Below are 10,241 nucleotides of genomic sequence, written 5' to 3' on the forward strand. Positions count from 1 at the left end.
GGCCCAGGACGAGTCCGAGCGCCAGAACCAGCTGCTGCTGCAGGAGATCGCCGCCCACAAGCGCACCGATGCCGAGCTGCAGGCCGCCAAGGACCATGCCGAGCAGGCCAGCCAGGCCAAGACCCGCTACGTGGCGGGCATGACGCACGAGCTGCGCTCGCCGCTCAACAGCCTGCTGGGCTATACGCAGATCCTGCTCAAGAGCCCGCAGGTCGATGGCTGGGTGCGCGAGACCCTGTCCACCATGCAGCACAGCGGCCAGCACCTGCGCGCGCTCATCGACGAATCGCTGGAGCTGGCCAGCATCGAGGCCGGCCGCCTGCGCCTGGACCTCGCCCCCCTGCCCCTGCCCGCGCTGATCGACGGCATCGAGGCCATGATGCGGCCCCAGGCACAGGCCAGGGGGCTGCAGTTCTCGGTAGAGACGCTGGGCACCATGCCGCGCTGGGTGCGGGCCGACGCCAAGCGGCTGCGCCAGATCCTGATCAACCTGCTGTCCAACGCCGTGCGCTTCACCCAACGCGGCGAGGTGCGGCTGCGCATGGACTTCAGGCCCCATGTCTCGCGCATCGAGGTCATCGATACCGGCATCGGGATCGAACCGCAGGACATGGAGCGCATCTTCGTGCCTTTCGAGCGCGGCAGCGCGGGGCGGCGCGTCAGCGAGGCGGGCACGGGCCTGGGGCTGACCATCACCCATCTGCTGACCGAGCTGATGGGCGGGCAGCTCACCCTGAGCAGCACGCCCGGCGAGGGCAGCTGCTTCACCGTGCGCCTGTACCTGCCCGAGATGGCGCCCGACGCGTCCTGGGTCCCTCCGGGCGCCGCCGCCACGCTGCACACCGTCATCGGCTATCTGCCGCCCCGGCGCACCCTGCTGGTGGTGGACGACCAGCCGCTGCAGCGCCAGCTGCTGGCCGGCCTGCTGCTGCCGCTGGGCTTCGAGATCCGCGAGGCCGCCAGCGGCCGCGAGTGCCTGGAGATCGTGGAGCAAAGCCCGCCCGACCTGGTGCTGCTGGACATCAGCATGGACGACCTGGACGGCTGGCAGACCGCCGCCCTGCTGCGCGCGCGCTGGGATGCGCAGCAGCTGCCCGTGGTCTTCGTCTCGGCCAACCTGTTCGACAACGACCCGCCGCGCCTGGCCGATGCGCGCTGCCAGGGCTTTGTCGCCAAGCCCGTGACTGAGTCCGAGCTGCTGCAGGTGCTCGAGCGCGTGCTGCGGCTGGAGTGGGTGCATGACAACCGCCCGCTGCTGCTGCCGGCGCCGCGTGCAGAGCAGGCAGAGGCCAAGGCAGAGGAGGCGCCGGCAGCCGCCCCCTTCCCGCCCGACCTGCGTGAAGACCTGGCCCGGCTGGCGCGCTCGGGCCAGGCCACGGCCCTGCGCGAGCGCCTGCGCCAGGCGCGCCAGCAGGCGCCCGCGCATGCCGCGCTGCTCGATGCGCTGCAGGCCTGCGCGAACCGCTTCGACTTCGATGCGCTGGCGCGCATGCTGCCGCGGCCCGAGCAAGAGGATGAAGAAGACGAAGAAAGAGAGGAGACCGATGAATGAGAACCCGCAAAGGCCACAGATGACGACCGCCGACAGCAGCAGCCACCCCAGCCACCCCCCTCACAACGCCCACGTCATCCTTGTGGTGGACGACGCGCTGGACAGCCTGCGCATGCTGTGCGACGCGCTGGCCGCCGAAGGCTACGTGGTGCTCGCCGCCCGCGACGCCGACGAGGCCCTGCAGCGCTTCGCCCTCACCGTGCCCGACGGCGTGCTGCTGGACGCCGTCATGCCCGGCATGGACGGCTTCACGCTGTGCCGCACGCTCAAGGCCACGCCGGCCTGGGCCCATGTGCCCGTGGTGTTCATGACCGGCCTGTCGGACACGGACCAGATCATCCGCGGCTTTGCCAGCGGTGGCGTGGACTACGTGGTCAAGCCGCTGCGCATCCCCGAGGTGCTGGTGCGCCTGGCCACCCATGTGCGCAATGCCCGCGCCACGCGCCAGGCGCAGGAGGCCGTGGACGTGGCGGGGCTGGGCGTGGTGGTGCTCGACGGCCAGGGCCGCGTGGCCTGGCGTTCGCCCCAGGCATCGCGCTGGCTGGAGGAGGCCTTTGCGGACCAGCCCTTCCCGCTGGAGGCGGCCGGGGACTGGCTGGCCGGCGCCCGCCAGCCGGATCAGCCCGGCCAGGCGGATCAGGAGGGCCAGCCCGCCCCCCAGGATCTGGCGCTGGCCCTGGCCGATGGCCGCCAGCTGCTGGCGCGCCACATGGGCGCCAGCGGCCTGGGGGAGTCGATGGTGCTGCTCAGCCACGAGGCGCCGCAGACGCCTGCCGCGCGCCGGCTGCAGCAGGTGGCGCTCACCCCGCGCGAGACCGAGGTGCTGTCATGGCTGAGCAAGGGCAAGACCAACCGCGACATCGCCGACATTCTGGGCATGAGCCCGCGCACGGTGAACAAGCACCTGGAGCACATCTTCGAGAAACTCGGCGTGGAGACCCGCACGGCCGCCGCCGCCGTGGCCGGTCAGTTGCTGCAGGCCGGCTCGCCCTGAGCACGCGGGGCCACCGCAGCGGACGCCGAGGCCGAGGCCGAGGCCGGCAGGCCGAACACATGGTCGAAGCACCAGTTGAAGACATAGGTGTAGACCAGGAAGAAGACCAGCAGGCCGGCCTCCATCACCGTGGCCTCCCACAGCGTGACGCCGAACCACCAGGCCATCAGCGGGATCAGCACCATGGCCAGCCCGCCCTCGAAGCCCAGGGCGTGCACCACGCGGCGCATCACCGAGCGGCCCTTGACGCTCTGGCGCGCCTCCCATTGCTCGAACAGGTGGTTGAAGGTCAGGTTCCAGACGATGGCCAGCGTGGAGGCGGCAATCGCCATGCCGCCCGAATGCCCGGCGCTCTGGCCGATGGCCATGAACAGCAGGCTGGAGGCCGCGATGGCGATCAGTTCATACAGGGTCACGAAGACCACTTTGCGCTTGGGCCCCTGGAGGCCCTTTTTGTGTGTCTGCAAGGTCATAGGGGCGCAGTTTATTTGTCCGGAATTGAACGTTAAAGTCAGATTCTTTCAATAAAACTGACAGGTCCCCGCCATGTCCTTCCCCGCCGACCAGGTGCCGCTGTTCCTTGCCGTGCTGGACCACGGCTCCTTTTCCGCCGCCGCACGCCGGCTGGGCCGCGTGCCCTCGGCCGTGAGCATGGCCATCGCCCAGCTGGAGGCGGAGCTGGACCTGCAGCTGTTCGACCGCAGCGGCCGCGAGCCCCGGCCCACGGCGGCGGCGCGCGCACTGGAGCCCCAGGCCCGGCTGCTGGCCGCCCAGCTGCAGCAGCTCAACCACCAGGCGCTGGCCCTGCACCAGGGACTGGAGGAGCGGCTGACCCTGGTGATCGCGCCCGAGCTGCTGTCCACGGCCTGGGCCGCGCCGCTGCAGCCGCTGGTCGAGGAATTCCCGGGGCTGGAGGTGGAGGTGCTGGTGGCCGCCCAGGTCGATGCGCTCAAGGAACTGCATTCGGGCCGCGCGCATCTGGCCCTGGTCTTCGAGCGCCCGGCCATCGACGGCCGCGAGGATTTCCAGGAGATGGGCCAGGAAACCATGGTCGCCGTGATGGCGGCCAGGCACCCGCTGGCCCGGCAACTGGGCGTGGACGGTCAGCAGCGCCTGGACGTGGGCCAGCTGGCCGGCGCGCGCCAGATCCTGCTGGCCAGCCGCGACCTGGCCCACACCGATCCGCGCTTCGTGTTCTCGCACCAGCTGTGGCGCACGGACAGCCACCTGGCAGCCCTGTCCCTGGTCTCGGCCGGCCTGGGCTGGGGGTGGCTGCCCTTCAGCGTCGCCGAGCCCCTGCTGCAAACGGGCGCGTTGCTGCGCATTCCGCTGTGCAACATCAGCAACGGCACCCAGCTGTTCGTCGACTGGGTGTGGTCCAAGGAGCGCCCGCTGGGGCTGGCGGCGCGGCGGTTCGTGGAGCAGCTGCAGGTGCCGGTGCGGCCGTTGCCGGACAGCGATGCGGATCGCATCGGGTAGCATCTCACGCCATATCGGATCAAGAATCCACATCTCCAGCAGCCGGTCACACAAGAGGAAGGGAAAACATGTTCTTTGATCATCAGCACAGCAAAACCGCCATCGCACTGGCTTTGGGCGCCGTCCTGGCCGGTTGCGGCGGCGGTGGAGGCGGCGGGCCGTCCGGCCCGTCTTCCCAGTTGACAGCCGCCTGCTCGGGCACGGCCTGCGGCGCGGCCAATGCCACCACCTATTCGGGCCAGGGCGTGGGCGTCTGGAGCTACACCAACACCACGCAGGCCGAGCAGCAGATTCCTGTGGCGCTGACCAACCTGGGCAGCAAGCAGGTCACGCTGATCTACACCAACAACGGCGACGCCAGCGTGCCCATGCCCGCCCTGACGCTGACACCCCCCGCGGCGACCACCGCCACGGCCCAGAAAAGCCTCAGCGCCGCACCCGCAACGGGCAACCAGATTCCCGAGCGCATCCGCAACTTCAAGCCCCGCCTGACGGCAGCGGACACGCAGGCGCGGCAATCCATCAAGCCGCAGGCAGCGGCCATCCTGCCCGTGGGCAGCCAGCGCAGCTGGTTCGTGGAAACCGGCAGCTCGAAGATCGAGACCCGCCAGGCCACGCTCAGGCGCCAGGCCAGCGTGCCCACGCCCAGCGGCACCCGCACCATCAACGTCTGGCTGGAAGACAGCGAGTACGACGCGGCCAAGGTCAGCGATGCCATGCTCGACACGCTGGTCCAGCGATTCACCAGCGGCTCCGACGCGGTCTACCCCCTGATCACCGGACTGTCTGGCGAACCCTGGGGCGCTCACTCCTACAGCAACCTCATCGACCCCGACCAGCCCCTGGACATCGTGTTCGTGAATTTCGTGCCGGACCGCACTCCGTACGGGCTGCTGGGCTATTTCTGGTCTCTGAACAACTTCAAGCAGGACCCGGCGAACCCCGACCTCAAGTACAGCAATCAATCGCTGTCCTTCTATATGGACACGGAGACGCTGTACCTGGACCCTGCCGCCGGCATGACCAACCAGATCAGCACGCTGTCCCATGAGTTCGTCCACATGACGAACTTCTACCGCCGCAGCGTCCAGCTGCCCAAGCCCGGAACCGACTACGCGTTCGACACCTTCCTGGAGGAAATGAGCGCCATGATGGGCGAAGACATCGTGGCCCAGCGCGTCACGCCGGGCTTCAACTCCATCGCCAGCGGACGCGTCCCCTCCTGGCTGTCCCGCTCGGGCTTCAACTGCGATCCGGCCGCCTGGAGCGCCGACACCGCCGCGCCCTGCTTCGGTTACGACGTCAACGGCAGCCTGGGCGCCTATCTGGTGCGCCAGTACGGCGTGGGCTTCTACAAGCAGCTGCTGAGCAACACCACGTCCACCGATTCGCTGCAGGTCCTGGGCAATGCCATCCAGCAGGCCGGCGGTCCCACGCTGCCCGTTGCCGTCCAGCGCTGGGGCGCGAACATCGCCCTGCTGCCCGCAGACAGCCCCAGCGGCTTTGGCTGGCCTGCGCGCACGGAGCAGGGCTTCACCCTGGCGGCGATCAACGGCAGCAGCCTGGCGTCTTCCCGGGTCCTGCCCACCACGGTGCCGGTGAACCTCAATGCGCGCGGCCATTTCCCCTTCCTGCGTCAGCCTGATGCGCAAGGCACCTACCAGGAACAGCTGCGTGTTCCGGCAGGCAGCACGCTGACAGCCGTCGTACGCTGAACGCCATGAACCACGCACACCCGACTGCCTCCGCCCGCGGCCTGCGCCGCAGTCTGCCGCTACTGCTGGCCAGCGGCCTGGCCCTGCTGAGCGCCTGCTCGGCCCCGGCTTCGCCCGCCGCCAGCGCGGCTGCGCCGGCCTCGGGCGCGGCGGCCGAACCGGGCCAGCCCCTGACCCTGCAAGGCCGTCTGGTGCTGCGTGGCAATGCGCCCCATGAGCAGCCCGTGCTGCAGACCGCCTCCGGCGAGACCTGGCAGCTCAAGGGCCTGAGCGCCGAGCAGGTCACGCAGTGGCAGCGGCAGAACGTGGAGGTCCGGGGCCAGCCCGGCCCCAGGCCCGCCGCTGGCGCCGCGCCTTCGATGGCGCCGCCGCAACTGCAGGTGCAGTCCATTCGCGCCCAGCCCTGACCTTCCCCGCTCACCCACCGCTCAAGCCATGGACGCCTTCAACCCTTTCTCCAGCCGCGACGCGGCCGTGCAAAAGCTCTGGGAACAGTGGCAGCCGCGCTCCGCCAAGTCCGACAAGGACAAGCCCATTGCCCTGGCCGACTTCGACCCGGGCGCCAAGCCCTTTTCCAACGGCAACGGCAAGACCGAGGACAAGGCCGCCGTCGAGGCCCTGGCCGAAGAGATCGACGCGCTGCAGAACCTGCTGTACGCCGACCGCCGCTACAAGCTGCTGGTCGTGCTGCAGGGCACGGACACGGCGGGCAAGGACGGCACCATCCGTGGCGTCTTCGGCCGCACCAGCGCCCTGGGCGTGAACGCCGTGGGCTGGAAGGCGCCAACCGATGCGGAGCGCGCGCACGACTACCTGTGGCGCATCCACCAGCGCGTGCCGGGCGCAGGCGAGATCACGGTCTTCAACCGCAGCCACTATGAGGATGTGCTGGTGCCCGTGGTCAACGGCTGGATCACGCCCGAGCAGCAGCGCCAGCGCTTTGCCCACATCAACGACTTCGAGCGCATGCTCAGCGAGACGGGCACCGTGGTCGTCAAGTTCCTGCTGCACATCAGCGCCGACGAGCAGCGCGCGCGCCTGCAGGAGCGCCTGGACGACCCGGCCAAGCACTGGAAGTTCGACGAGAACGACATGAAGGTGCGCACGCAGTGGAAGGACTACCAGCAGGCCTACGGCCAGCTGCTGGGCGCCACGCACACGCCCTGGGCGCCCTGGACCATCGTGCCCGCGGATTCCAAGACGCACCGCAACCTCATGATCGTCACCTTGCTGCGCGAGGTGATGCGCAACCTGGACCTGCGCTTTCCGCCCGGCGATCCGGCCCTCAAGGACTACAAGATCACCTGATCACTCGATGGCCCGCCTGAAGCCTCACAGCTGCAGGCGGGCCTCGGCGATGCCGTCCAGCTCGGCCACCACCAGGTCACCGGCCTGGGCAAAGGCCAGGCCATTCCACGTGCCCGTGGTCACCACCGTGCCTGCGGGCACGCTGCCATAGCGGCGCACCAGCTCCTGCAGCCAGCCGGCCAGCAGCCATAGCGGGTCGCCCAGCGGATGCGTTCCGGTGAACGCCTGCAGCGGCGCCGCGCCCACGCGCAGCCGGCAGACCTGGGCAGACCAGTCCCGCGGTGACTCGCGCGGCAGCAGCCGCGAAGCGTCCTGCCAAGGTCCCAGCACCAGGGCGCCATGGCACAGGCCGTCGGCGGCCAGCAGCAGCGGCGGCGCCTTCAGGTGCTGGCGCCAGCGCGTATCCACCACCTCGATGGCGGCGGTGATGGCGTCGATCAGCTCCAGTCCCTCGCCGGGCTGCAGGGCGGCGGCCATCTCGGCCGTGACATCGCGGCCCAGGCGCAGGGCGATCTCGGCCTCGATGCCGCGCAGGTGCAGCGGCGCGCCGCCAGCGACCGAAGGACTGGCCCAGACGCCTTCTTCGGGCAGCGGCGCATGGGTCAGTGGCGCATCGCGGCGCGGCGCGCCAGACTTCCAATAGCCCGGAACGCGGCCCGGTCCCTGCTGGCTGCCGGCCACGCGCCAGCCCAGGGCGGGCGCCATGGCGGCCTGCACGGCCTGTGCATCTTCGGGCGTGCGCACCACGTCGGCCCAATCGTCGGCATCCAGCAATTCGCCGCTGTGGCGTGCCTGGAGCAGCGCATGGGCCAAGGCTGTGGGAGTGCGGGGCGTATTCGTCATGGGGCGGCTTTCCTGAAGTGCATCGGTGGGTCTCAAGCGGCCCCGATTGTCCGCTGGACAAGGCGCTCCCAGGGTTATGCATTAAATGCATAAGGCTCTCGCTCATAAGGCGTTGGACAGCGCATAGCCCCGGGAATAAGCTCAAAACCCTCAGACAACTCTTGTGTGGAACCACCATGCAGCAACCCGCTTCGGCCGGCGTTACCAACCACGCCATCCCTTCCTACCTGCAGGCCGATCACCTCGGCCCCTGGGGCAACTACCTGCAGCAGGTCGATCGCGTCACGCCCTACCTGGGCCATCTCGCCCGCTGGGTCGAAACCCTCAAGCGCCCCAAGCGCATCCTGATCGTCGATGTGCCGATCGAGCTGGACAACGGCACCATCGCCCACTACGAAGGCTACCGCGTGCAGCACAACCTGAGCCGCGGTCCCGGCAAGGGCGGCGTGCGTTTCCACCAGGACGTGACCCTGTCCGAAGTCATGGCCCTGTCGGCCTGGATGTCGGTCAAGAACGCGGCCGTCAACGTGCCCTACGGCGGCGCCAAGGGCGGCATCCGTGTCGATCCCAAGACGCTGTCGCGCGGTGAGCTGGAGCGCCTGACGCGCCGCTACACCAGCGAGATCGGCCTGCTGATCGGCCCCTCCAAGGACATCCCCGCGCCTGACGTCAACACCAATGGCCAGATCATGGCCTGGATGATGGACACGTACTCCATGAACACCGGCGCCACCGCCACCGGCGTGGTCACGGGCAAGCCCGTGGACCTGGGCGGCTCGCTGGGCCGCGTCGAGGCCACCGGCCGCGGCGTGTTCACCGTGGGCGTGGAAGCGGCCAAGCTGACCGGCCTGTCGGTCCAGGGCGCGCGCATCGCCGTGCAGGGCTTCGGCAACGTGGGCGGCACGGCGGGCAAGCTGTTCGCCGACGTGGGCGCCAAGGTCGTGGCCGTGCAAGACCACACCGGCACCATCCACAACGCCAATGGCCTGGATGTGCCGGCCCTGCTGGCCCACGTGGCCGCCAAGGGCGGCGTGGGCGGCTTTGACGGCGCCGAGGCCATGGACGCGGCCGACTTCTGGAGCGTGGACTGCGACATCCTGATCCCCGCCGCACTGGAAGGCCAGATCACCAAGGACAACGCCGGCAAGATCAAGGCCAAGATGGTGATCGAGGGCGCCAACGGCCCCACCACCACCGAGGCCGACGACATCCTGACCGAAAAGGGCGTGCTGGTGCTGCCCGACGTGCTGGCCAATGCCGGCGGCGTGACGGTGAGCTACTTCGAATGGGTGCAGGACTTCTCCAGCTTCTTCTGGAGCGAGGACGAGATCAACGCCCGCCTGGTGCGCATCATGCAGGACGCCTTCGCGGCCATCTGGCAGGTCGCCCAGCAGCACGGCGTGACGCTGCGCACCGCCACCTTCATCGTGGCCTGCCAGCGCATCCTGCATGCGCGCGAGATGCGGGGACTGTATCCCTGATCACCCCCTGAGGCGCTGACGCGCCTTCCCCCTCTCTGCTTGCTTCGCAAGGGAGGGGGACGACACCCTCGCTGCGGGGCGGCCCTTGCTCGGTGTCCCTGACTTGGGCCGCGCCAGTTTCATGCGCTGTGCATTCTGCGAAAAAGAAAAGGCGCTTCGGCGCCTTTTTTCTTGTGGCCGCCTTTTCGGCAACGGGTTAGCACGCGTTCCAGTGGGCCTAAGCGCGGGTTTCCGAATGGCGAAGCGGATCTCCAGTCAAACCCTGGTGCCCTGGGGCCCAGGGTTTTCTATCGTTGCGGGCAGTGAACTGGAGACTGCCCATGACCGTCCGCCGCAGCCTGCTGGCCTTGATGGCCGCTTTGCCTTTTTTCTTCCTGGCTCCTGCCGCCGCGCTGGCGGCGGCCTGGCCTGAACGCCCCATCACCATCGTCGTGCCGGCCGCCGCTGGCGGCACCACGGACATTGCCGCGCGCGTGCTGGCCGAGAAGATGGGCAAGGACCTGGGCACGTCGGTGGTGGTGGAGAACAAGGGCGGGGGCGGCGGCAGCATCGGCACGGCCCAGGTGGCGCGCGCCAGGCCCGATGGCTACACGCTGCTCATGGGCAACATCGGCCCGGTGGCCATCAATTTCAGCCTGTACAAGCAGCTCAGCTACAAGGAAAGTGATCTGCGCGGCATCACCAATGTGATCTCCGTGCCCAACATCCTCGTGGTCCATGCCGATTCGCCCGTGCGCAGCGTGCGCGAGCTGGTGGAGCTGGCCAGGACCCGGCGCCTGAACGTGTCCACGTCGGGCGTGGGCCAGTCGCCGCACATGTCCTCGGAGATGTTCCGCCAGAAGGCCGGCATCGAGGTCACGCTCGTGCCC

10 protein-coding genes are annotated in these 10,241 nt (G+C 69.1%); 8 read left to right on the forward strand and 2 right to left on the reverse strand.

The window, feature by feature from the left end:
• Together JHD82_RS27510 and JHD82_RS27515 are read left to right on the forward strand one after the other, a co-directional pair.
• On the forward strand, window positions 1–1,552 hold a 1,552-nt coding region (locus JHD82_RS27510; protein ID WP_199139968.1), incomplete at its 5' end, for an ATP-binding protein.
• 19 nt (window positions 1,553–1,571) lie between these two features.
• Window positions 1,572–2,546 carry a response regulator gene (locus JHD82_RS27515; protein WP_034397700.1) on the forward strand — a complete coding sequence of 325 codons (975 nt, stop codon included), beginning with the start codon at window positions 1,572–1,574 and terminating at the stop codon, window positions 2,544–2,546.
• Here the strand turns inward: JHD82_RS27515 and JHD82_RS27520 are convergent.
• Window positions 2,519–3,019 carry a PACE efflux transporter gene (locus tag JHD82_RS27520; RefSeq protein WP_199139970.1) on the reverse strand — a complete coding sequence of 167 codons (501 nt, stop codon included), beginning with the start codon at window positions 3,017–3,019 and terminating at the stop codon, window positions 2,519–2,521. The genes JHD82_RS27515 and JHD82_RS27520 overlap by 28 nt on opposite strands.
• Before the next feature lie 73 nt (window positions 3,020–3,092).
• On the opposite strand from JHD82_RS27520, the gene JHD82_RS27525 reads away from it, so the two are divergent.
• From JHD82_RS27525 to JHD82_RS27540, 4 genes are all read left to right on the forward strand, one after another.
• Window positions 3,093–4,025, forward strand: a complete 933-nt coding sequence (locus tag JHD82_RS27525) for a LysR family transcriptional regulator (RefSeq protein ID WP_034365579.1) — start codon at window positions 3,093–3,095, stop codon at window positions 4,023–4,025.
• A gap of 68 nt (window positions 4,026–4,093) precedes the next feature.
• Window positions 4,094–5,740 carry a hemagglutinin gene (locus JHD82_RS27530; RefSeq protein ID WP_199139973.1) on the forward strand — a complete coding sequence of 549 codons (1,647 nt, stop codon included), beginning with the start codon at window positions 4,094–4,096 and terminating at the stop codon, window positions 5,738–5,740.
• Window positions 5,741–5,745: 5 nt separating this feature from the next.
• Entirely contained in the window at window positions 5,746–6,147 is a 402-nt protein-coding gene (locus tag JHD82_RS27535) for a hypothetical protein (protein ID WP_013800101.1), read from the forward strand.
• 28 nt (window positions 6,148–6,175) lie between these two features.
• Window positions 6,176–7,048 (forward strand): PPK2 family polyphosphate kinase, encoded by an 873-nt coding sequence (locus JHD82_RS27540; RefSeq protein WP_199139975.1) that lies wholly within the window; start codon window positions 6,176–6,178, stop codon window positions 7,046–7,048.
• A 24-nt stretch (window positions 7,049–7,072) separates the two neighbouring features.
• Here the strand turns inward: JHD82_RS27540 and JHD82_RS27545 are convergent, their stop codons facing one another.
• Window positions 7,073–7,891 carry a fumarylacetoacetate hydrolase family protein gene (locus JHD82_RS27545; RefSeq protein WP_199139982.1) on the reverse strand — a complete coding sequence of 273 codons (819 nt, stop codon included), beginning with the start codon at window positions 7,889–7,891 and terminating at the stop codon, window positions 7,073–7,075.
• Window positions 7,892–8,067: 176 nt separating this feature from the next.
• On the opposite strand from JHD82_RS27545, the gene JHD82_RS27550 reads away from it, so the two are divergent.
• Both JHD82_RS27550 and JHD82_RS27555 read left to right on the forward strand, forming a co-directional pair.
• On the forward strand, window positions 8,068–9,372 hold the full coding sequence (locus JHD82_RS27550) for a Glu/Leu/Phe/Val dehydrogenase (protein WP_013800098.1): 1,305 nt from the start codon (window positions 8,068–8,070) through the stop codon (window positions 9,370–9,372).
• A gap of 320 nt (window positions 9,373–9,692) precedes the next feature.
• On the forward strand, window positions 9,693–10,241 hold a 549-nt coding region (locus tag JHD82_RS27555; RefSeq protein ID WP_199139984.1), incomplete at its 3' end, for a tripartite tricarboxylate transporter substrate binding protein.

The sequence above is a fragment of the Delftia sp. ASV31 genome, assembly GCF_016428765.1.
In the GTDB taxonomy this organism is placed as follows: domain Bacteria; phylum Pseudomonadota; class Gammaproteobacteria; order Burkholderiales; family Burkholderiaceae_C; genus Comamonas; species Comamonas acidovorans.

What these genes read in the sequence shown, in the direction of transcription:
- JHD82_RS27550 (WP_013800098.1), top strand. Translation starts at nt 8,068, where the DNA reads ATGCAGCAACCCGCTTCGGCCGGCGTTACCAACCACGCCATCCCTTCC.
- JHD82_RS27530 (WP_199139973.1), top strand. Translation starts at nt 4,094, where the DNA reads ATGTTCTTTGATCATCAGCACAGCAAAACCGCCATCGCACTGGCTTTG.
- JHD82_RS27545 (WP_199139982.1), bottom strand. Translation starts at nt 7,891, where the DNA reads ATGACGAATACGCCCCGCACTCCCACAGCCTTGGCCCATGCGCTGCTC.
- JHD82_RS27520 (WP_199139970.1), bottom strand. Translation starts at nt 3,019, where the DNA reads ATGACCTTGCAGACACACAAAAAGGGCCTCCAGGGGCCCAAGCGCAAA.
- JHD82_RS27535 (WP_013800101.1), top strand. Translation starts at nt 5,746, where the DNA reads ATGAACCACGCACACCCGACTGCCTCCGCCCGCGGCCTGCGCCGCAGT.
- JHD82_RS27540 (WP_199139975.1), top strand. Translation starts at nt 6,176, where the DNA reads ATGGACGCCTTCAACCCTTTCTCCAGCCGCGACGCGGCCGTGCAAAAG.
- JHD82_RS27525 (WP_034365579.1), top strand. Translation starts at nt 3,093, where the DNA reads ATGTCCTTCCCCGCCGACCAGGTGCCGCTGTTCCTTGCCGTGCTGGAC.
- JHD82_RS27515 (WP_034397700.1), top strand. Translation starts at nt 1,572, where the DNA reads ATGACGACCGCCGACAGCAGCAGCCACCCCAGCCACCCCCCTCACAAC.